18 protein-coding genes are annotated in these 22045 nt (G+C 41.5%); 2 read left to right on the top strand and 16 right to left on the bottom strand.

The window, feature by feature from the left end; genetic code table 11:
• Positions 1–67: 67 nt before the first annotated feature.
• Positions 68–670 (bottom strand): TetR/AcrR family transcriptional regulator, encoded by a 603-nt coding sequence (locus tag ACHCNF_RS13985; RefSeq protein WP_408070360.1) that lies wholly within the window; start codon positions 668–670, stop codon positions 68–70.
• A gap of 168 nt (positions 671–838) precedes the next feature.
• Here ACHCNF_RS13985 and ACHCNF_RS13980 point away from each other — a divergent pair, with 168 nt between their 5' ends.
• Positions 839–1174 carry a hypothetical protein gene (locus ACHCNF_RS13980; protein WP_408070359.1) on the top strand — a complete coding sequence of 112 codons (336 nt, stop codon included), beginning with the start codon at positions 839–841 and terminating at the stop codon, positions 1172–1174.
• Between the two features lie 27 nt (positions 1175–1201).
• Here ACHCNF_RS13980 and ACHCNF_RS13975 read toward each other — a convergent pair whose 3' ends face one another.
• From ACHCNF_RS13975 to ACHCNF_RS13955, 5 genes are all read right to left on the bottom strand, one after another.
• Positions 1202–2056, bottom strand: coding sequence for a DUF2225 domain-containing protein (locus ACHCNF_RS13975; RefSeq protein ID WP_408070358.1), 855 nt, complete (start codon positions 2054–2056; stop codon positions 1202–1204).
• A gap of 122 nt (positions 2057–2178) precedes the next feature.
• A complete protein-coding gene (locus ACHCNF_RS13970) occupies positions 2179–3840 on the bottom strand; it encodes a glutamine--tRNA ligase/YqeY domain fusion protein (protein ID WP_408070357.1) in 1662 nt (553 codons plus the stop codon).
• Positions 3841–3973: 133 nt separating this feature from the next.
• The gene (locus ACHCNF_RS13965) at positions 3974–6640 is read right to left on the bottom strand and encodes a bifunctional diguanylate cyclase/phosphodiesterase (RefSeq protein ID WP_408070356.1); all 2667 of its coding nucleotides are present in this window, start codon (positions 6638–6640) and stop codon (positions 3974–3976) included.
• 219 nt (positions 6641–6859) lie between these two features.
• Positions 6860–8314, bottom strand: a complete 1455-nt coding sequence (guaB, locus tag ACHCNF_RS13960; protein ID WP_408070355.1) for an IMP dehydrogenase — start codon at positions 8312–8314, stop codon at positions 6860–6862.
• 13 nt (positions 8315–8327) lie between these two features.
• The gene (locus tag ACHCNF_RS13955) at positions 8328–8837 is read right to left on the bottom strand and encodes a DUF6106 family protein (RefSeq protein WP_408070354.1); all 510 of its coding nucleotides are present in this window, start codon (positions 8835–8837) and stop codon (positions 8328–8330) included.
• Positions 8838–9020: 183 nt separating this feature from the next.
• On the opposite strand from ACHCNF_RS13955, the gene ACHCNF_RS13950 reads away from it, so the two are divergent.
• The gene (locus ACHCNF_RS13950; protein WP_408070353.1) at positions 9021–9779 is read left to right on the top strand and encodes a hypothetical protein; all 759 of its coding nucleotides are present in this window, start codon (positions 9021–9023) and stop codon (positions 9777–9779) included.
• A gap of 159 nt (positions 9780–9938) precedes the next feature.
• Here ACHCNF_RS13950 and ACHCNF_RS13945 read toward each other — a convergent pair whose 3' ends face one another.
• The 10 genes from ACHCNF_RS13945 to ACHCNF_RS13900 all read right to left on the bottom strand — a co-directional run bounded on the left by ACHCNF_RS13945 (position 9939) and on the right by ACHCNF_RS13900 (position 21936).
• Complete coding sequence (locus ACHCNF_RS13945; protein ID WP_408070352.1) at positions 9939–11258, bottom strand: aspartate kinase; 1320 nt, start codon at positions 11256–11258, stop codon at positions 9939–9941.
• Between the two features lie 79 nt (positions 11259–11337).
• Entirely contained in the window at positions 11338–12543 is a 1206-nt protein-coding gene (locus ACHCNF_RS13940) for a homoserine dehydrogenase (RefSeq protein ID WP_408070351.1), read from the bottom strand.
• Between the two features lie 38 nt (positions 12544–12581).
• The gene (locus ACHCNF_RS13935; RefSeq protein WP_408070350.1) at positions 12582–13034 is read right to left on the bottom strand and encodes an ACT domain-containing protein; all 453 of its coding nucleotides are present in this window, start codon (positions 13032–13034) and stop codon (positions 12582–12584) included.
• A gap of 258 nt (positions 13035–13292) precedes the next feature.
• Positions 13293–14159 carry a diaminopimelate epimerase gene (gene dapF / locus ACHCNF_RS13930; RefSeq protein ID WP_408070349.1) on the bottom strand — a complete coding sequence of 289 codons (867 nt, stop codon included), beginning with the start codon at positions 14157–14159 and terminating at the stop codon, positions 13293–13295.
• A 206-nt stretch (positions 14160–14365) separates the two neighbouring features.
• On the bottom strand, positions 14366–15760 hold the full coding sequence (locus ACHCNF_RS13925; RefSeq protein WP_408070348.1) for a hypothetical protein: 1395 nt from the start codon (positions 15758–15760) through the stop codon (positions 14366–14368).
• A 165-nt stretch (positions 15761–15925) separates the two neighbouring features.
• On the bottom strand, positions 15926–18001 hold the full coding sequence (locus ACHCNF_RS13920) for an NAD(+) synthase (RefSeq protein ID WP_408070347.1): 2076 nt from the start codon (positions 17999–18001) through the stop codon (positions 15926–15928).
• Between the two features lie 10 nt (positions 18002–18011).
• Complete coding sequence (locus tag ACHCNF_RS13915; RefSeq protein ID WP_408070346.1) at positions 18012–18908, bottom strand: class I SAM-dependent DNA methyltransferase; 897 nt, start codon at positions 18906–18908, stop codon at positions 18012–18014.
• 51 nt (positions 18909–18959) lie between these two features.
• Positions 18960–19478: a COG2426 family protein gene (locus ACHCNF_RS13910; protein WP_408070345.1), complete on the bottom strand. Its 519-nt coding sequence runs from the start codon at positions 19476–19478 to the stop codon at positions 18960–18962.
• A 172-nt stretch (positions 19479–19650) separates the two neighbouring features.
• Complete coding sequence (gene hisC / locus ACHCNF_RS13905; protein WP_408072246.1) at positions 19651–20715, bottom strand: histidinol-phosphate transaminase; 1065 nt, start codon at positions 20713–20715, stop codon at positions 19651–19653.
• 96 nt (positions 20716–20811) lie between these two features.
• A complete protein-coding gene (locus tag ACHCNF_RS13900) occupies positions 20812–21936 on the bottom strand; it encodes an NHL repeat-containing protein (protein WP_408070344.1) in 1125 nt (374 codons plus the stop codon).
• Positions 21937–22045 lie beyond the last annotated feature (109 nt).

Below are 22045 nucleotides of genomic sequence, written 5' to 3'. Positions count from 1 at the left end.
TCCTTATAAGAAACTCAAAAAGATTTCGGTTAAGTCATATTCTTATAAAAACAAACAAGACTTCACACTACTCGTACGAGATCGCACGAAGCATTTCCATGTAACCCAAAACTTCTTCATAGTAGTCTTCCGGCTGGAAAACGCCCTCCTGAAACATTCTCTCAAGTATTTCCTTATTTATCATCGCTATCATGTTGTCCACTTTTTGGTAATTGGCTTCAGGCTTAAATCTGGTAATGTCACCCCTGTCAAGAATCGTTCTGATTGACTCATCATATTTTTCCCTGGTATCGAGAATTGCGGATGCGGCTTCAGGTGTGTCCTCCACTGCAGCATTGTACAAAAACAGCTTAATGTACGGGTATTGCTGCATACAAACTGAATACACCCTCTCTATTTCTTCTCTTATTGTGAAAAAATCGGTGATGTCCCTAGATACGCCTGTTGTAATCTCCAAATTGATAACACGAATGCTGTAATCATAAACAAACTGATACAGCCCAAGCTTAGTTTCAAAATAATGAAATATTAGTCCCTTACTGATACCGGCCATCTTCACAATATCGTCCGTACTTGCATGCATATAACCACCGAGAGCAAAAGCTCTAAGTGCTGCATTAATGATACGATCCTGCTTTTCTTTCTTAAGGTCAAAAAATTTTTCGTTCATGAAAAAACATTTCTCCTAAATTGACCGGACTAGTCCATTTCAATATAGCATTTTATGTACCTTTTTTCAACGATTTGAACTCAAATGCTTTTCTTATAAAAAAAATTGAGTTAAAATAAATCTTGCAGAATAAAATTCTCTTAAATTTTCATTATGAAGGGAGACGTTATGTCCAAGCATTTCGGTAAAATACTTTTGTTTGCAGCCGCTGTCGGTGCTGCCGCTGCAGGTGTTTATTATTATTTGACTCAGAGAGATTCAGAATTATCCGATGATTTCGATGACTTTGACAGCTATGATGATTTCGATGAGTTTGAGGATGATGAAGCAAGCAGTCCTTTCAAGCGCCGCTATGTGAGTCTTTCCAATTCTTCCGATGAAGAAGAATCTGAGGCAGCTACTTCTGAAGAAGAAGCTCCAGCTCCCGATAAAACTGAAGAATTCTTCGATGATGACGAAGATGATGACATCAGCGATCTCAAGAAGATGGACGGAGCACTGTAAATCGAATATATAAAGAAAGCCGCTACATTACGTAGCGGCTTTCTTTTTCTTTTCCATAACCATTTCCTTAAGGTCACTGGCTTTATCTTTTATTCGTGAATTAGCAGTTCTTGAACTGAGAATATTGGAGATCATTCTTGCTGCAAGATCATAATCGTCCACCTCAAGTGCAATAGCTGCCATGAGGTAATCTGTTGTAGTCTCATCCATTCCGGCTATAGAAGACTCCGATTGCCTTGCCAAAACAAAGCCGTCCAGGGCTTTTTTAAGAAGATCCTTCTCCTCTGCTTCGTTTGCCTTTTTCTTTTCGGCATATCCGGGTGCAGACGGATCAAGATGCTCTGTCTCACCTCGTATCAACCATGCCATCTTAAGACACAGATAAGCTTTCTCTGAATTTTTGGATTTTTTAACCATTGCCGTCGCAATTGCAAGCTCATAACGAACACGGGCTTCTTCGTAGGAGTAGCTCTTATCACCAAATGGCTGTTTCTTGTAATTGGCGCTTATCTTGCTCTTTACCTCATCAATCTGGAATTTCGTAAGAGGAGCAAAGAACTTTGCCAAAACAGAATAGCCACATTCCGGACAGGTTACAACCTCATATTTACTGGGATCCATCTCAGCGTAAACAGGGCGAAGGTCAATATCCTGCTTCTGCATCCTCACTTTTCCGGATCTCAATGTTTTTACATTGAACTCCTCTTCACAAATAGGGCAGGTATACTTCTTATCAAAAAGAAGTGTCTCTTCATTGATAACTACCGCTTCCTTTTTTGCGGCCTCTGCCTTCTCTACAGCCTTCTTTTTTGGATCCTCATACAGTTCTTCATCTTCTAATGCGCCAAGTCCAAATTTCTTTAGTCCATCCAAAAATCCCATAATAAATACCCCTCATATGGCACTTCGTGCTGCCTTTAGCTCCGGCTTATCTCAATCCGGGACCAAAGGCTTAAATAAGATTTCTGACAATAGTTACATGGTAATGGCAAGCACTTATGTCCTCAAGCCTTTGGCAGAACAAAAGAACTCTTGAGAGAAACTATTCTGTTGAAAACAGGTGCTCCATCTTTGGAATCCTTGCTGTCAACACAGAAAAATCCGTTTCTCACAAACTGGAATTTATCATAGGCCTTAGCTTCCATGAGCTCAGGCTCCAGCTTAGCATTTTTGATCACTGTGATGGAATTAGGATTGAGATTCAGTGAACCATCTTCATTATAAACACCCTTTTCCTCATCAATGATGTTTTCATACAGTCGAACCTCTGCTTCTCCGCATTTATCAGCAGATACCCAGTGAATTGTACCCTTCACCTTTCTGCCATCCGGGCTGTCTCCGCCCTTTGTGGCAGGATCATATGTGCAGTGGATTTCAGTAACCACACCATTTTCATCCTTAACACAGCTTGTGCATGTAACAAAGTAAGCATTCATAAGGCGAACTTCATTTCCGGGGAAGAGTCTGAAGTACTTCTTCGGAGGCTCCTCCATAAAATCCTCTTTCTCGATCCAAAGCTCTTTTCCAAAAGGAATCTCTCTGCTGCCAAGCTCCGGCGCTTCCTTGTTATTCTCAATCGAAAGCATCTCTGTCTGTCCCTCAGGATAATTATCAATGATGAGCTTAACCGGATCAAGAATCGCCATCATTCTCTTTGCCTTGGGCTTCAAATCCTCGCGGATGCAATACTCAAGCATAGCATAATCAGCTGTTGAGTTAGCCTTGCTTACACCACAGAGTTCAACAAACTTCTGAATGGATTCAGGAGTAAAGCCGCGGCGTCTGAGAGCTGCTATAGATACAAGTCTGGGATCGTCCCAACCGTCAACTATATTATCCTCAACAAGCTTCTTGATATATCTTTTTCCTGTTACGACATTCTGCAGATAAAGCTTTGCAAACTCAATCTGGCGCGGAGGGTTCTCATATCCGCACTCAATTTTCACCCAGTCATATAAAGGTCTGTGGTCCTCAAATTCCAGTGTACAGATAGAATGTGTGATGCCCTCTTCAGCATCCTCAATGGGATGAGCAAAATCGTACATAGGATAGATGCACCACTTATCGCCAGTGCGGGCATGTGTCATATGAGCCACTCTGTAAATGATCGGGTCACGCATATTGATATTGGGTGATGCCATATCGATCTTGGCTCTGAGTGTCATGGCGCCGTCTGCCACTTTGCCACTCTTCATCTCTTCAAAAAGTCTGAGATTATCCTCTACACTTCTGTCCCTGTTAGGGTCATTTTTTCCGGGTTCTGTAAGTGTGCCTCTGTACTCACGCATTTCTTCAGCTGTGAGCTCAGAAACATAGGCCTTGCCTTTTTTTATAAGCTTAACCGCATTCTCATACATCTTGTCAAAATAGTCTGATGCATGAAACAGTCTGTCCTCATAATCTGCCCCAAGCCACTTCACGTCCTCGATGATAGCGTCCATGAATTCCGACTTTTCCTTGGTAGGGTTTGTGTCGTCAAATCTCATATTGAACTTACCGTTGTATTCCTTGGCAAGTCCATAATTTAAAAGGATACTCTTTGCGTGTCCAATATGTAAAAAGCCGTTGGGCTCAGGAGGAAATCTGGTAACAACATGGTCGTATACCCCTTCCTTTAAGTCCTTATCTATTTCCTGCTCGATAAAATTTCTTGATTCTTCTGCCATGCTTCTAATAATCCAACTTTCTTCTTATATTCCCCTCATCCGAGAATTTATTATGACTTCATGTGTTTCTTACGCTCCGGACTATTGCCCGAAAACATAGTTACTCCCATAAGAGTCATATTTTATTGTATCATCAAATATATTTTTTCTCAAACTCTCCGTCTGTCATAGGTCCATCATAATAATTGCCCTGTACAAGCGGAACTTTTAGACCCTTAAGAATCTGAACCTGTGCTTCGTTTTCCACGCCTTCAACACATATGCTCGCACCTATTGCTCCAGACAGATCCATAAGTGACAAAATAAGAGACCTTGCATACTCTTCCTTACCAAGCTCCGAGGAAATACTCCTATCCACTTTGACAAGTGCAAAGGGAAGTGCTCTAAGACCGCTGATGGAACTGTAACCGGTACCAAAATCATCAAGTGAGAGTCTTATTCCAAGCTCACTTATCTTCTTCATCGCACCCTTCGTACGCTCAGTATTGTTCATGGTCAGGGCTTCAGTCACATCCAGTATCATTTGTCTTGGCTTAATTCCGGCATCCTCTACCGCAGACTTTAGTTTCTCCGCAATATCAGGCTGCATCAACTGAACCACAGACATGTTTACATGAACATTCAGGTCCCGCTTAAGTTTCTTACTCCACTTTCCGCAGCACTTTGCAGCCTCCCTGAATACATGCTCTCCAATAGGATTGATCAATCCAAGGTACTCAGCAAGGGAGATAAACTCCGACGGGCTCACATTGCCCAGTATTTTACTGTTCCATCTGACAAACGCTTCTGCCGCTATGAGCTTTGGTTTCTTGCCTCTGGTATCAAGCATGGGCTGATAGTTAACCGTGAACTCTTTGCAGGAGTCCTCAACTGCCTTGTACATAGCCTTTTCCATATCAAGACGTCTGATAGTCGATGCATCTATATTCTCAGAATACTGTGAAATCCTGTTTTTTCCGGATTTCTTGGCTTCATACATCGCAATATCCGACTTGCGTATAAGCTCCTCGACAGTATCACCCGCAGTGGGAAACTCTACGGTTCCCATACTCATGGTGCAGTAATAGTCGCCATCCTTGAGATACCAGGGCGTGGCAAATGCTCTCTTTATCTCTTCTAAAATGCTGTCAAGCTTATGATAATTCTCAGGCGGAACGATTATGACAAATTCATCGCCACCCATTCTGTAGCAGGAATTCTGTACTCCGTCAATACTCTTAATAGCCGTGGATATATCCTGTAAAAGAACATCTCCGTACTGATGTCCAAGACCATCGTTGATTTTCTTGAAATCATCAAGATCCAGGTACATGAGCATACCTTTGGAATTATTCTTCTTTGCCTTGTCTATATAGCTTACCAGATCTCTCTCGCAGCACAGTCTGTTGTAGAGCCCTGTGAGAAAGTCCGTATATGCCTGCTGCTCTATGCGCTTCTGGTAAATCTTTTTCTCTGTGATCTCATAAATTGCGCACAGCGATACTATTCTTCCATCCACCCATTTTATGCGGGTATAGTACAGGTCAAACCAGCGGTCCTTTTCCTCATAGTAAATCTCGTAGTTTCCACTATGTGAACGAGGCGGTATATTGGCCTCAAAAAGTTCCTTTAGCTTATTCCTCTGAAGTTCCTTTGCAAAGTGCTTTTTAAGACTTCTGTTTGCAAAAAGCAGTTCATCGGTTTTCATGCACCTCACATAGATCGAGCTTCCCACATTATCAAGAACCGATTCCAGTGATTGAAAAGAGCTGGCAATCGAATTCTTCTGAAGTCGCTTCGTAATTATGTTCTGAAGAATTTTAATCGAGTCGTTGATAAATTTGATATCATCAACAATCCAGTCCTTATTGCGCTTGTCCTCTCTTGTCTCTGCAAAGCAGGCATAAAAAGGTGTCTGATCTGATATAGAAATCGGAACAGAGACAACGCCTTTAATTCCAAGGTCTTCGAGTTGTTCCTTCTCACCTGAATTCATGGCAGTACTTGGAGAAACTGCTATCATATGCGATCTTCCGATAAACCAGCAGCGGTCCAGGTCCTTATCTTCTTCAAAAACCTTGTAAACACCCTCTTCAGTCCACTCCACCACGATGTCCATGAGGTTATCCTCAGAATGCATGCGGCATATGAAGGCATTACTGATATCAAGATACTCGCAGACCTTAACAAGAATCTGAGTCATGATATCTTCTATCTCATCATCGCTGTCCAGGAGAGATACTATCTCAGTCATGATCTCCGCCCTGTGGAAGGATACCTTGAAGTCCTCGGACTTCTTAAAATTCTCAGCAGTTGAAGCTGCTGCCAGATTTTCCGACTTTAACGCCCGCACAAGTGCAAGGGAAGTCACCCTAAGAAAATCAAGGGAATTGTAGAATTTCTTCTCAGTCGTAATATTGGTAAACTCTGTGATGGGGTCTTCAGTATAAAGATCCGGCTCATACTCAGCATCCTCGAGAATGGCGCAGGCAATCCATACCAGCATAGTGCGGCCATCAAGCTTTACAGCTACAGCGGCAACGCGCAGATTGGGAATCCTGGTTCTCTCAACTGCCTGATCCTCAAGCTCTCCTTCCGTTACTCTCTGAAAAATGTTCCGGATATGTATATCATCAACTGCCTTTTTTATAGTGGAAACCTCATGAATGTCGCCTGAAAAATCCGTAATTTTCTCGCCGTTTGAATCAAGGCAGCTCAAATAGACTCCGGACATGGCAGCATAACTGTCCTGCCATCTTCGAAGTTCCTTATCCTTCAATCTTATAAAATTTGCGGGATTCTTATTGCCAGCCGCCTCCAAGAGTTGCCATCTCCTTATGTTTCCGGATAGATTCATCCATTTTAAAGTAAAAGACTATACTTAAAATAATTATACCACTAATTAATCTGTATAAAATTACCATTTTATAAAAAACGTATTTTGCGCATCCGCAACGGAGCGATTTTATTTCATAGGAAAGCAATTTTCTATGAAATAAAAATCGCCCCTGCTCTGTTGCAGGGGCGAAAGCAATATTTATTACTCGTCAACGCTATAGTTAGGAGCTTCCTTTGTGATATGGATATCATGAGGATGACTCTCCTTAAGTGCAGCGCTTGTCATCTTTATGAACTTACCGTTTTCATTAAGTTCCTTTATTGTCTCACAGCCGCAATATCCCATGCCGGCTCTGAGTCCGCCAATAAGCTGGAATACTGTATCTTCTACTGTTCCCTTATATGCTACGCGACCTTCAACTCCCTCGGGAACAAGCTTCTTTGCACCCTCCTGGAAATAGCGATCCTTTGAACCATTTTCCATAGCTGAGATTGAACCCATTCCACGGTATACCTTGTATTTTCTGCCCTGGAAAAGTTCGAACTCACCGGGAGCTTCATCACAGCCTGCAAACATTGAACCCATCATTACGATGCTTCCACCTGCTGCAATAGCCTTTGTAATATCACCTGAATACTTGATACCACCGTCTGCAATAATCGGAATACCGTAGTCTCTTGCAACTGAGTAGCAGTCCATGATAGCTGTAACCTGAGGAACACCGATACCTGCTACCACACGTGTTGTACAGATAGATCCGGGACCAATACCTACCTTAACTGCATCTGCACCGGACTCAATAAGAGCCTTGGTAGCAGCTGCTGTAGCAACATTACCTGCAATAACCTGAAGATCCGGGAACTTCTCCTTGATCATTCTGAGGCACTTAAGAACATTCTCTGAGTGACCGTGTGCTGAATCAAGAACAACACAGTCAACCTTTGCATCAACAAGAGCGCTGACACGGTCAAGTACATTTGCACTGATACCAACACCTGCTCCGCAGAGAAGTCTGCCCTGGTCATCCTTTGCTGAAAGGGGATACTTAATGGTTTTCTCGATATCTTTAATTGTAATAAGACCTACAAGATTATAATCATCATCGACGATAGGAAGCTTTTCCTTTTTGGACTTTGCAAGAATCTGCTTAGCTTCTTCAAGAGTGATTCCGGGTCTTCCGGTAACAAGGTTCTCACTTGTCATAACTTCTCTGATCTTCTGATCAAAGTTCTGCTCGAATTTAAGATCACGATTTGTAATAATACCAACGAGCTTTTTGCCCTCTGTGATCGGCACACCTGAAATACGGAACTTAGCCATAAGAGCGTCGGCATCTGCAAGTGTATGATCAGGTGAAAGTGAAAAAGGATCAGTAATGACGCCATTTTCAGATCTCTTAACCTTATCAACCTCATCGGCCTGAGCCTCGATTGACATATTCTTATGAATAATACCGATACCACCCTGACGAGCCATGGCAATTGCCATGCGATGCTCTGTTACTGTATCCATTCCGGCACTCATCATAGGAATATTAAGTTTAAGCTTCTTAGTAAGATGTGTACTTACATCTATCATGTTCGGCACAACCTGTGAATATGCCGGAACCAAAAGTACGTCATCAAAAGTAATTCCTTCGCCAATAATCTGTCCCATTTTTATCTCCTTTTTAGTCCATAAATACTTTGCGTGGTGCAATATTTTTTACAGCTTCAACCATTTCTCTGGTAGGCTCGAAAACAACTTTTTCTCTGCCATCATAGTACATAGTATAAGTAACATCCGGCTGTTGCTCTATTCCGGATGAAAAATCAAGCAATCTGTAATTATCCTTATTACGATATTCGTCCAGATGATAGGACTTAGACGGCGCAAGCATCTCCATGCGCTCAGCTTCGAAAGTAGCTACTCTTTTTCTCTTACTCTTATTGAGGATCTTATCAACCGTGATCTCACGTTCACAGTACTGGTATTCATACTCGATTGAAGCATTGAGAGATGCAAAATAAACACCTACTCCAAATGCAACAAAAAGAATCATGAATATAATGCTGCCACTTAAAAATCCCAAAATAAATGAAATTACAGCCAGAAAAATCAGCAAATACTTAAGAAAAGCCATAAGAGGCTGAGGCTTTCTGGCGACTAAAACTTCTACGTAACCGCTGTCACTCATCATTTTTTGCAAATTTCCTTCCATGTTTTTTAAACGTTATGATATATTAACTGTAAACTCTCGTCAAGAATCGAAACAAAAAAATCTTTTGAAAAAAATCAAATAATGTAGTTAACTATTAATTGCATTCTTAGGACAGAGAATAAAAATAAAAAAGCATTTGCTAAGTTTTTAGGAGTAACAAAAATGAATATCAATGAAGAAAAACGTAACCAGTGGCAGGCCCTTAAGGGAATGGGGTTCAAGGCTCACTGGGATTATTTTTGGGATTATTACAAGATTCATGTGATCGTTGGCATAATCGTTATCGTCGCGGCAGTTTCCATGATAAAGGACATAGTTTCACAAAAGCCCTTTGCACTGTCATGCACCTTTATAAATACCGCCAGCATGAATGAAGCAGACTCTTTGACAAATGAATTCGCACAATATGAAGGCATAGATACATCCAAATATGTTGTATCAATTGACGCTTCTTCAACTATAAACATGGAAAATCCCGATCAATTTACTGTCGCAAATTCAGAGCGCATATATGCTATGATCGCAGCAAGAGATCTGGATATCATCATGGCAGATGAAGCCATTTTCAAGAATTATGTAGGAAACGAAATGTATCAGGATCTAAGCGGATACTTCACAGCTGATGAACTGGCAGCCTTCGGTGATAAGGTTGTTTACGTTGATCCCGAATCTCTCGTGCGAGATGACGATATGGCATCTCTTGATGCAGAAGCTGCTGCCGTTCCAAGGACAGCCGATATCATTGAGAATCCCTCAGAGTCCGAAAAAGCAAAACTCATGCCCATCGGAATAAAGCTTGAAAACAATTCTCATCTTACAGCGCTTGAGTACTATCCTGGAGAACCAGCCTATATCGGAATCGTTACCGCAACCGAAAGAGCTGACACAGCTGCTGATTTCATCCGCTATCTTGCAAACTGATATTTTTAGATCATTGTTTTTTCTCAGAAAAACGGGAAACTAAAATTTCAACTAAAAAGGAGACCATCTTTAGACTTGAACAAAATCTAAAGATGATCTCCTTTTTTATAAGTTCATCAGTCATATTTATAAAAATATCAAAAGCTTTCGCTTTGATAATTATAACTGAGTCATTACAAAGATGTCGTAAATTGCCTTTATGGCTTTTTCAAAATCGCGGTTTTCCACACCAATGATGATGTTAAGCTCTGATGAACCCTGATCGATCATTCGACAGTTTACATTCATATGTGCAAGAGCTGAGAAAATTCTTGCAGCAGTTCCGCGCTGTCTCTTCATTCCACGTCCAACGACTGCGATAAGTGCAAGATCTGATTCAATCTCAAGAAGATCCGGCTTGGCAAGTCTGTGTATCTCGGAAACAACAGCCTGCTCCTTATCTATAAACTCATCCTGAGCCACAAAAACTGTCATTGTGTCTATTCCCGAAGGAACATGCTCAATTGAAATATTCTGATCCTCGAAGGCCTGGAGCACTTTTCTTACAAATCCAACCTCTGAGTTCATCATATCCTTAATTATGTTCACACAGCAAAAGCCCTTCTTTCCGGCAATACCGGTGATAGTATATTTAGACTTTTTGGCTGTTGATTCAACAATCCAGGTTCCGTTATCCTGAGGTCTGTTTGTATTTCTGATGTTTATCGGAATACCTTCTTTTCTTACAGGGAAAATCGCATCCTCATGAAGAACAGAAGCACCCATATATGCAAGCTCTCGAAGCTCAGTGTATGTGATTGTCTCGATCTGAGCCGGTCTGTCAATGATTCTGGGATCTGCAACAAGGAACCCGGAAACATCTGTCCAGTTCTCATAGACATCTGCATGAATTGCTCTTGCTATGATAGAGCCTGTAATATCGGAACCACCTCTTGAGAAGGTCTTTATTCTTCCATCCTCAAATGCACCGTAGAAGCCTGATATAACTGCATATTCTACATTCTTAAGGCGCTTTGCCATTTTTCTGTTTGTTATCTCTGCATCAAAGCTTCCATCCTCGTCGAAAAGGACAACCTCTGCAGGATCAATGTACTCAAATCCAAGATACTGAGCCATGATCTTACCATTCAGGAACTCTCCTCTTGAAGCGGCGTAATCACTTCCTGCCTTTGCCTTGAAGTTCTTTTCGATTTCAGCAAACTCTTCCTTCAGAGACATCTTGAGCTTTAGCCCCTTAATGATTTCATTGAATCTTTCTTCAATAGCAGCCAGCTCCTTTGTAAAATCCTTGCCTTTTTCAGCAAGCTCATAGCAGCCATAAAGCATGTCCGTTACCTTGGTATCGAGATTTGATCTCTTTCCGGGCGCTGAAACAACTACATATTTGCGTTCTTTATCAGCTTTAACGATCTCAGCTACCTTCTGAAACTGCTTAGCATCCGCACAGGATGTGCCTCCGAATTTTACTACCTTGCTCATTTTTTCACTCACTCCTCATCTATAACGCTTATTTAAATCTAATTCATACCTGTCCGTTATTATTTCCCGTAAAAACAGATTACAGAAGTCTTAAATAGCTCTTTGCTCCTTCAAGTTTCTCGAACTTCTCTGCAAAATCACCCTCTGACATCTCAGGCGAAACAAAAGCGAACTCACCGCTTACTTCCTTGCAGCTTACTTCTTTAAGCTCTCCAAACAGTTCTCTCGCACTGTTTTCTCCGGAGGCATCGCATCTTACAAAGAAGTTTCTTACATCATCCTTTATAGAAGCAACCTCTGCAGGAACATTCTTCAGATTCCAGTCAATGTGCTTACCCTTGTGACGCACAATATCTATTACGTCTGCAACCACTGCTGAAGCTGTAGCCTTTTTTCCTGCACCCTTGCCGTAATACATTACATCGCCGAGCATGTTACCGTGAACATTGATTGCATTAAACACGCCGTTTACATTGGCAAGAGCATCATCATAGGGGATAAGGAAAGGTGCAACCATTGCAAAGAACTTGCCATCCTCTCTCTTGCAGCTTCCGAGAAGCTTAATGGCCATTTTCAGTTTTCTTGCATATTCGAAGTCCTCTCCGGTAATCTTGGTGATTCCCTCTGTGTAGATATCCTCATGCTTCACAAACTGGCCACTAACGATAGAAGCAAGGATTGCTGTCTTTCTGCAGGCATCATGTCCCTCGATGTCTGCCTCGGGATTTCTCTCGGCATAGCCCTTTTCCTGAGCTACCTTAAGCACGCTGTCAAAATCTGCGCCCTCCTGATCCATCTTGGTCAGAATATAGTTTGTTGTTCCGTTCAGGATTCCTGCGATAGAATCAAGTCTCTCATGACGGATTGAATCATTCATTGAGCGAAGTATCGGAATTCCGCCTCCAACGCTTGCCTCGAAGAGATAGCTTACGCTTTTGTTTTTTGCAAGCTCCACAAGCTCAGGGCCGTGAGCAGCTACCAGTTCTTTATTGGATGTGCACACGCTTTTGCCACTCTCAAGAGCCTTCTTTGAAAAAGAAAATGCGGGCTCGATGCCTCCCATGGTCTCACAGATCACTTCTACTTCGGGGTCGTTTAAAATCACATCAAAATCATGTACCACTTTATTTTCATGTTTATCACCGGGAAAATCACGAAGATCCAATATGTATTTGATTTCTATCTTATCACCGGCACTGTCCTCTACGCATTCTGCATTAACATCCAGAACCTCAGCGACACCGCTTCCTACTGTACCGTACCCCAATACTGCAATCTTAGTCATGTTTGATTTCCTCCTGTAGATAAATTTTTCATAATATTTTAAACCTCAGCATTTCTACCGATAATCTGTACATTATGTACTCTGGATGCTGATTGAAGCTTGCCAATCATATCTGCCATATCGCTTGTTGTAGGCAGTACCTGTATTCCAACAGACAGAGCCGCTACACCGTTATATGGTATAGCCTGATGCACCGTAAGGATATTGGCTCCGCAGCCTGATATTATCCTCAGAACATCAGATAGAACACCGAGCTCATCATCCATCTGCAGATTCAACGTCAAAGTAGTTCCCTGCAGACTGTCGTGGAATTCATATATATCATCTTTGTATTTGTAAAAAGAACTACGGCTGATGCCAAGGCGCTCCGAAGCCTCATTCACCGTTTTGCATTTTCCCGTGTCCAGAAGTTTTTTAGCCTCGAGCACTTTTAGCAAAACATCAGGAACTGCCTGCTTTTTCAGCACGTAGTACGCTGTTTCTTCCTTCATATTCTGTTCCTCTTAAATAATTGAAGGCGCTGATTGCTGCCTTGTTAAAAAGCAGTCAAAATCTGATTAAATGGACTCTCTCTGAAAAAGTATATTCTTTGAAAAAGACAATTGCAGTGTTTGTTTTTTTACTGCGGACATTTGTGCGCCCTTGAACGATATTATCACAGAAGCAAAATATGTGCAAGCACTTTAACGCATTAAAATGCTAAATAATTGTTCTATGCAGCGTTTTCGATATAAAGGAAAGGAGATGCTTTACACATCTCCTTCAAAAACAGTAGTTGCAGGACCAGTCATGTATACCACATTTTCTTCCCTGTCCCATTTACATTTTATCTGGCCACCTCTTACATGAACCGTGATATTGTCTGAGGTATGGTCGTTTAGCACACATGCCACAACAGTTGCGCAGCATCCGGTTCCGCATGCAAGAGTCTCTCCCGTACCGCGCTCCCATACACGCATATGCACATTTTCTCTATCGTCTATTGTCACAAATTCCGTATTTATTCCTTTTGGGAAAAATGCATGGTGCTCAAACCTCGGTCCTATCTTCTCCAGATCAAGTGAATCGATGTCCACGCCTCTGTTCAGAAAAACTACAGCGTGTGGATTGCCCATGGATACGCAGGTTATGGAATACTCTCTGTCCATTACCTTTATTGGATAGTTCACCACCTGTTTTCCCGCCATAACCTTCTCATCAGGAAGCTTGACAGGTACTTGAGCAGGCTCAAGAATAGGCGCTCCCATATTTACCTTTACACTTGTAACTATATTGTCTTCCGTTTTCAGCTCAAGGATTCTCACCCTTCCTCCGCTTATGATCCGCAGCTTTTTCTTATCGGTAAGCCCCTTATCATAAACATACTTTGCCACACAGCGGATTCCGTTGCCGCACATCTCAGAGTATGAGCCGTCGGCATTGTACATCTCCATCTCGAAGTCAGCCAGGTCGTCCTCAAATTTATTTATGAAAATAACACCGTCACCGCCAACTCCAAAATGTCTGTCACTCAGAAGTTTTACAAGATCAGGCTTATCCTCTTTTGCAATTTTTTCCTTACTGCCATCCACGTAAATATAATCGTTTCCGCAGCCGTGCATTTTTGTAAAGTGCATAAAAACAAAGTCTCCAATCGTTAGAATAATCTGAACAATACTGATTATACTCGCAGAAAAAATACTATGTCAAAAAGATATTATCCGAGGATGATATTTTTATTGTGAGCAAGTGCCAGGCATTCCACTCACAAAAAGAACCCCCGGACAATTAAATCCGGGGATCCTGACCCAAATGTTTCACTCTTTCCAGAAAAAAGTCATTTTTAATCTGACGTCCGCTTGCCCAAAATAGAGCCAATGTTATTGCCCCCATTTATCGTGCCATGACATATAACATTTCTGTCCTTGTCATATTCGAAGGTTATGACGCCCTCAAAACTATCACCCTTAAGGATGCAAACGCCTGTGTCCTCATTATAGTCTGTGAGATAATCCTCACCCCAATAAACATTCTCTCCTGTGTCCTTTTTGGACTTTCCGTTGTCAAAGACAACCTCCATGGTTATGGTGTAGTGTCCCACAACTTCTTTCTTGGAAGGAACCTTCCTCTCCTCGTCGGCAGTAGCTGCCTCCTCTTCTTGAGGAACCGCCTCCTCTTCATTCGTTACAGGCTCTTCTGTAGTAGTTTTCGTTTCTCCACTTATGGAAGACTCCTCAGAAACTACTGTCTCTTCATTAGTCGAAATATTTTCTTCTGAAGATGCCGGCTCTTCATTCAGAACAGGTTCTTCCTCTTTTTTACCATTCTCATATCTGGCATTTTCCAGCATGCTGGGAATAAATCTCTTTACAGTCTCAGAAGCCAAATATGGCTGTGTATAACCAAAGTAATAATAATGACGGTCAATTACAGTCATAAAGCAATACAAGCTCATGTTTGACGGCATATTTTTATCCAGGAAGGATGACTCACATATGATACCGCTTGCGTCTCCTATCTGTGTTCTTTCTTTTCTTACGATATACTGGGAATTTCTGTTGTAATACTGCTCAAAGTTATCGAGAATCTCCTGATCACTCATGTTCTCATAAGCCGCACCTGTCAGCTTCTCTTCATGGATCAGCATAAAAACAGGAACCTCAGTTGTGAAATAATAGAACAATGTGTCCGCATCCTGTGTTTTTATAAGTTTGCTTGAATCCTTAAAAGTCAGATTCCCGTAAGTGGTCTCACTGTCAAGTTCAGGAACATCTATCACATAATCCGGATATGAAACGCGGAAATTATTGTCCGTGGTTTCAAGTCTGTATGCATTTTCATATATGTTGCTTTGAATAAAATCTATGCGGGGCAATTTCAAATCCGTAGAAACACCGTTATATTTTCCGAAGACTCTGACATCCTTGCCTATCACTTCCTGTATAAGAGCTTTGTAGTTCTCTGTGCCTTCATCACCGCAAAATGCCGCCCAATTTCCTTCGGATGTTTTTACTACTATGGAATTTGATACTTTATCATAGTCAGCCGCTTTTCCCTGGATCCATATGGGATTTCCTTTTAGAGAATCATCGTTGGCTGCATACTTATTGTAATTTGTAACCTGCTCAAAACTCTCTGTAAACATTGCTTCCGAATAGTCTGCTGCAAAAGCGGATACCGGAAGCATCAACACACCGATAAAAATTGTTAAAATGCTTGAAAATACTATATTTTTCATAGGCGCTCTCCTTTTCGTAGTAGCGCGGGATTATTGCCCACCAATTACATCCGGTTATTTTGTGTTGTCATTATAGCATTCAAAAAGGCAAAAAAATTACGTGTCACAAAAATGTCATTGACATTTAAGGACACGCAAATATTTTTTAGATTCTGTTTATAATTTTTACAACCAGAGGGCAAAACTTGCATCAGATGGCATTCTGAGATCTCCTCTGGGTGACACTGCAACTGATCCGACCTTGGGTCCGTCCGGGAGGCAACTCCTCTTAAACTGCTGTGTAAAGAAGCGTCTGCAGAAAATATCAAGCCACTTGTCTATGGTTGCTCTGTCATAGCTTGCCTCAGAGCCTTCATCATCCCCTGCAAATGTAAGATAAGCAATACGGCGGATCTTTTCCTTCGGGTATCCCCATCTCAGCATGTAATACAGGAAAAAGTCATGGAGCTCATAAGGCCCTACAATAGACTCTGTCTCCTGTGAAATCTTACCGTCAGTAGGAGGTAACAGCTCAGGGCTTACAGGGGTGTCAAGAACATCAAGCAGTACATCTCTTACCAGTGCGCCTTCCCTGACATTCTTTGTCAGATCTGTCTTTCTTGCCTTCGTTCCTTTTCCGGTTTTCTTATTAACATCAAAGTCTTCGCATTCATCCAGCACGCAGGTATCCGCATAGTACTGTACAAGATGCCGTACAAGAGTCTTTGGAACTCCTGCATTTACTCCATACATTGACATATGGTCGCCGTTATAGGTAGCCCATCCCAAAGCCAGCTCGGACAGGTCACCGGTTCCTATCACCATTCCGTTCATCATGTTGGCAATGTCCATCAGTACCTGTGTGCGCTCCCTTGCCTGACAATTTTCATAAGTAACATCATGTTTCTCAGGATCCTGACCTATATCTTCAAAGTGCTGCATTACGGATTTTTTGATATTCACTTCCTTCAGAGTAGCTCCCAGAGCTTTTGCAAGTTTGCAGGCATTGTTGTAAGTTCTGTCTGTAGTTCCAAAGCATGGCATAGTAACAGCTATAATTCCGCTTCTGTCAAGCTCTAATGCGTCAAAAGCCCTCACAGCAACAAGAAGTGCCAGCGTTGAATCAAGGCCGCCTGAAACGCCGATTACTGCTGTTTTACAGCCTGTATGTTCAAGGCGCTTTTTTAGCCCCATTGCCTGGATTGATAAAATCTGCTCACAACGCTTTGCCCTCTCTCTTTCGTTTGCAGGCACAAATGGCTTTGCAGGAAAACTTCTGGTGAGTTTTGTCTTTGTAATCTCAAGCTTATCAACGTCAACTACATCCAGTTTGTCATCAATGTCATAAGAATATTCAAAGGTTGTAATCCTTCTTCTTTCATGACAAAGCCTTGCTATATCTATTTCCGCATAAGTTATCCCATTTTCAAAAAGCGGCTGCTCCGCAAGGATTGTACCGTTTTCAGCTATGATATTATGGCCTCCAAATACAATATCCTGCGTTGATTCTCCGTCCCCGGCAGATGCGTAGATATACCCGCAGGCAAGTCTTCCGCTTGTCATTCTCACAAGGTCTCTTCTGTAGGAGTCCTTTCCTACAAGATCATTTGAAGCAGACAGATTGACAATAATTGTTGCTCCGGCTCTGGCATATAAGGTTCCGGGGGTATCCGCCACCCACAGATCTTCGCATAGCTCACAGGCAACCTTTAGCCCCTTCACTGATGAATTAAGATCAAGAACAATCTTACCAAAGGACACCATACACTCATCGTCATCATCAGTATCAAAATCATCATCCTCAAAATCATCCCTCATATGAAGGCCCTGAATCTGTACAAATGCCGTATCGCCTATATCCAGGCCGCTGGCAAAGTACCTCTGTTCATAAAACTCTCCATGGTTTGGAATATAACTTTTGGGAACGATACCGACTATCTGACCATTCTGAATTATCACAGCACAGTTATAAAGCTTGTTATTGACCTCTATAGGCGCTCCTATGTAGGAAATCATATCTTTTCCGCAGCTGTAATCTATGATCTTCTGAAGGCCCTCCAATGCCCCTTCAAGCAGCGCTTCCTGCAAAAAGAGATCATTACAGGTATAGCCCGTAACGCAAAGCTCCGGAAAAACCAGTATTTTGACACCCTTTTCCTCAGCTTCCTTCATCTGTTCTATTATTCTGTCAGCATTATAGAGCGGATCTGCCACTCTTATCTTAGGTGTAGCTGCTGCAACCTTTATAAATCCATCCTTCATGCTATTATCCTCACTTGATATTCAAATCCTTCCCATGCTCTCTGGCAAGAACATATATCCTCTCACTGTTATCATTCGGTTCCTCATGTGTATCAGCATCAATAGCCGTAATAAAAATCATCCCTGCCTGCTCTATAAAAGCCTTCATCTCATCCAGCGTATATCCCCTTTGAAGATGTGTCTCTATTGATCTCTCAAAAAGTTCCTCAGAGGATTCCACGATTTTATCCTTTTTTCCCGATGTTTTACCTGCTTCTTTTTTCACGAAAAGTGTCAGATCATATTCATTTATATTCGTATCAACATCGAAGAAGTTTTCCCATATAAAGCTGCAGTCATCTCTGTTCTCAGCTATGGTCACATCGCCTATGACATCCCTGTACTTATGTAGTGTATTAAAGTCAAATAAAAAAAGTCCACCGGGGTACAGGTAATTATTCACCTTGGTAAATGCCTTCCTTATCTGTTCATCCTCAATAAGGTAATTTATGCTGTCACACACACTGACTATAGTTCCCGCTGTACAGAACAGGTCCAGCTCGCACATATCCTGTTCCAGATACATTATGTCAAGGCCCGCCTGCTCCATTTTATTCCTGGCGATACCAAGCATATCTCCGGAGTTATCGATACCAATCATGTCGTATCCAAGCTTAGCCATCTCCTCAGTAAAGCTTCCCGTTCCGCAGCCAAGCTCAACCACCAGATTCCTTTCCTGTAAAAGAGGATCATCCTGCTGATCATCCTGCTCATTGTTCTCCTCAACGGCTTCTTCTGTTTTTTTCCTGTAAGGAACAGAAATCCCATATCCCGAAATAAGCCGCGCTATATACGCAGCCCAATCGTGATATGGGGTCTCATCCATAAATTCATCATATACTTTTGCAAAATCCGTATAGGCTTCCATCATCCGCTCCTAAAAAATTTAAATCGCAAATCTAAGCCTATTTTAACATTATTATCCTGCAAGTCCAAGAAGGGCACTAAGTCCAAAAAAGCTAACAAGACCCATTATGGTTCCTGCAAGAGCAATTCCACCGATAACAGCAAGTACGCTCTTCTTAAAATCCATATCGAGGATTGAGGCAGCAAGGGTACCCGTCCATGCACCTGTTCCGGGAACCGGAATTCCAACAAAAAGAAGAAGTGCAAAATAAAGTCCTCTGCCGGCCTTGGCCTGAAGCTTCATTCCACCCTTTTCTCCCTTAGTCAGGCAGAAAGAAAAAAATTTGCCAATAATAGGCTTATCCTTGCCCCACTCCAGAACCCTTCTTGCAAAGAAGAAGATAAAGGGCATCGGAATCATATTACCGATCGCGATAATTACATATCCCAGCACAAGGTCAAAACCGGTTGCAGTATGTGCAAATGCATGTGCAGAAGGAACCGCTCCTCTAAGTTCAACAAGCGGAACCATCGAAAGTAAAAATACAAAAATATACTGACCAATAAGTGATGTCTTAAAAAATCTAAGCATAAAAACAGCCTCTCTCAAATTTACATGCAATAAGATGCTAATACAAAACGCTCCAATGCACAATTCTATCAAAAGGCTGTTCATTCTACAAGTATTTTTAGTTTTCGGCTCTTTTAGAAACTATAAATTATTGTTTTCCCTCAGAGAAACAATAATCTATGTATTTTGCGATTTATGACAGATAATCTTTCAAAAAACCGATAAGCTTATCCATCTCTTCATCTGTTCCGATGGTAATTCTTAAGTGGTTGTAAATCCTCTCCTTACTCCAGTACCTTACGTAAATTCCCTCTTTTTTCAAAGCAAGGAAAAGTTCTTCCCCTGAAACCCTGTAGTGTTTTGCAAAAATAAAGTTGGCCTTCGAATCCGGGAATGAGAACCCAAGTGCATCCAGTTCCTTCTTAACCCTCTCCCTGGTCGCAATTATCTTATCAACAGTCTGCCTGAAATACTCATCATCCTTAATCGCCTCTACGCCAAGTTCCAATGATGGTCTGTTCATGGTATATGAGTTAAATGAAAACTTTGCATCCTTCATATAGCCGATAAGTTTTTTGGAACCAAACGCATAACCTATTCTCATTCCTGCCATGGCACGAGACTTAGAAAAGGTTTGAACTATTAATACATTATCGTATTTTTCAATCAGAGGAAGTGCACTTTCGCCGCCAAAATCAATATACGCTTCATCGATAATGACAACAGAATTTCTGTTGTGCTTAACGAGCTCTTCAAGCTTGGACACAGGCTCAAAAATGCCAACAGGCGCATTGGGATTAGCTATTATCACTCCGCCATTTGGCTGATTCTCTTCATAGTAATCTTCGAAATTAATCGTAAAATCGTCAGCTACCGGAATCCTCTTATAGGGAATCTTATACAGCTCTGCCCACACATCATAAAATGAATAGGTTATATCCGGGAAAAGAATCGGCTTATCCGAATTGAAGAAAGTAAGATATGCCATTGAAAGCACGTCATCAGAGCCAACTCCCACAAAGATCTGATCTTCCGGCACCTTATAATATTCGGAAAGAGCCTCTGTCAAAGCCGTGGCCTCAGGATCTGGATACAATCTCATATCCTCATATTTCATATTGTCCAGGAGCTTTCTAACCCCGGGTGCCGGAGGATAAGGGCACTCATTTGTATTTAATTTGATTATGTTTTCATCCTTCGGCTGTTCACCCGGAACATAAGGTGTAACTCGTCTTACAACTTTTTCCCAACTCATGATTTATCTCCATAAAAAATAAATGTTTTTAACACTTTACCATGTTAACATACTAAAGTGTTCTTTAACAACCCTTTTATGTTATATTTCCAAAAGATATCAATATACAGCCTTCACATCGACTATTTCATCATTTTCAATTCTATAGCTCCAAACAGAATGCCCCGGAAGTCTGTGTTCTGTAAGATAGTAAATATCATCGATTTTGGTGACATTATAGGGAGTTCCGCCTCCAATGAAATACTTACTGTAAATATCTTCGTAATCGCCGTTTATCAGGCCTTTTAAATTCTTAGTTCTTATCATTGTAGCAGCGTCCTGATTCCCGGATATATCGGTTGACACAGTTATGTAAAAGTATTCGCCATCACGATAAAGAGCCACCATACCCGCCAAAGAATCCGGAACATCTATTTTTTCTTTGATCTTAAGCGTATCTTTGTCGCAAATGATTATCCCGGATGCCATTCCATCTGAACGGATTCCCGAAACAAAGTATATTTCATCCTCATCCAAATAAAAGGACCTCACATACGTGCCGTCTAGAAGACTGTTTTCATCATCATGTACCTTCCTTATCTCAGTAAGATATACCTCAGAAGCGGCTTCTTCATGCCTGAACACATACATCTCACCTGTTGTGGAGCTCCATACATAAAAAGCGCCGGCATTTTCATCATATACAGTGTAATGCGGTCTGTTTCCAATATTATTAAAAAGCTGTGTATTTACATAGCTTCCTTCCTGTCTTTCAAATACCAGTACTCTGTTGTTCTCGGTATCATCCACAAGTATAACCGTGCCATCCCCCGCCATTGTGTGGGGCTGTCTGACATCTGTAGTCAATACCTTCCACTCATTTATCGGAGATTCCAAATTATCGTTGTAAATAATCCTGTCGTGATAACAATCAACTATAAACCAATTACCGTCCAGTTTTGTGACGTATGTAGGGACACTCAGCTCAAATTCAGTATTTGCTTCCTCTAAAAAAGCAGCGCTGTCAATCCTCTCTGATTTCGCTATATAACCGTCTTCAGGCTTCCAGCTCTCCACCTTTGAAGAAATAGTACTCTCTACTCCTGTCGTTGTTTTTTCAGCTACAGAATCGGCTCCGCACCCAATAATGCAGGAGCTTATCATAATTCCCATTAAAATCGCAGTTATTCTACGCATTTGTTTTTTGTCTATGCCTTCCTGATTACTCCCAAAAATAAAACTCATACCAAACCCGTTTTCTCCCTCATAGAGTACTCAGCTCAAAATGAATGGCAAGCCTTTAAATCAGCTTGCCATTATTGTAAGTATCAAAAACATTTTTGCCTGTTATAGT

Origin of the sequence: Butyrivibrio sp. NATIVEDY162 (assembly GCF_045999815.1) — a bacterium.
GTDB lineage: Bacteria > Bacillota > Clostridia > Lachnospirales > Lachnospiraceae > Butyrivibrio.
The sequence above is the reverse complement of the archived record's forward strand: the minus strand, read 5'-3'. Positions and strand labels throughout refer to the sequence as shown.

Excerpts from the sequence above, each read along its gene's own strand:
- ACHCNF_RS13985 (WP_408070360.1), bottom strand. The coding sequence starts at position 670 with ATGAACGAAAAATTTTTTGACCTTAAGAAAGAAAAGCAGGATCGTATC.
- ACHCNF_RS13980 (WP_408070359.1), top strand. The coding sequence starts at position 839 with ATGTCCAAGCATTTCGGTAAAATACTTTTGTTTGCAGCCGCTGTCGGT.
- ACHCNF_RS13975 (WP_408070358.1), bottom strand. The coding sequence starts at position 2,056 with ATGGGATTTTTGGATGGACTAAAGAAATTTGGACTTGGCGCATTAGAA.
- ACHCNF_RS13970 (WP_408070357.1), bottom strand. The coding sequence starts at position 3,840 with ATGGCAGAAGAATCAAGAAATTTTATCGAGCAGGAAATAGATAAGGAC.
- guaB (WP_408070355.1), bottom strand. The coding sequence starts at position 8,314 with ATGGGACAGATTATTGGCGAAGGAATTACTTTTGATGACGTACTTTTG.
- ACHCNF_RS13955 (WP_408070354.1), bottom strand. The coding sequence starts at position 8,837 with ATGATGAGTGACAGCGGTTACGTAGAAGTTTTAGTCGCCAGAAAGCCT.
- ACHCNF_RS13950 (WP_408070353.1), top strand. The coding sequence starts at position 9,021 with ATGAATATCAATGAAGAAAAACGTAACCAGTGGCAGGCCCTTAAGGGA.
- ACHCNF_RS13945 (WP_408070352.1), bottom strand. The coding sequence starts at position 11,258 with ATGAGCAAGGTAGTAAAATTCGGAGGCACATCCTGTGCGGATGCTAAG.
- ACHCNF_RS13940 (WP_408070351.1), bottom strand. The coding sequence starts at position 12,543 with ATGACTAAGATTGCAGTATTGGGGTACGGTACAGTAGGAAGCGGTGTC.
- ACHCNF_RS13935 (WP_408070350.1), bottom strand. The coding sequence starts at position 13,034 with ATGAAGGAAGAAACAGCGTACTACGTGCTGAAAAAGCAGGCAGTTCCT.
- dapF (WP_408070349.1), bottom strand. The coding sequence starts at position 14,159 with ATGCACTTTACAAAAATGCACGGCTGCGGAAACGATTATATTTACGTG.
- ACHCNF_RS13925 (WP_408070348.1), bottom strand. The coding sequence starts at position 15,760 with ATGAAAAATATAGTATTTTCAAGCATTTTAACAATTTTTATCGGTGTG.
- ACHCNF_RS13920 (WP_408070347.1), bottom strand. The coding sequence starts at position 18,001 with ATGAAGGATGGATTTATAAAGGTTGCAGCAGCTACACCTAAGATAAGA.
- ACHCNF_RS13915 (WP_408070346.1), bottom strand. The coding sequence starts at position 18,908 with ATGGAAGCCTATACGGATTTTGCAAAAGTATATGATGAATTTATGGAT.
- ACHCNF_RS13910 (WP_408070345.1), bottom strand. The coding sequence starts at position 19,478 with ATGCTTAGATTTTTTAAGACATCACTTATTGGTCAGTATATTTTTGTA.
- ACHCNF_RS13900 (WP_408070344.1), bottom strand. The coding sequence starts at position 21,936 with ATGAGTTTTATTTTTGGGAGTAATCAGGAAGGCATAGACAAAAAACAA.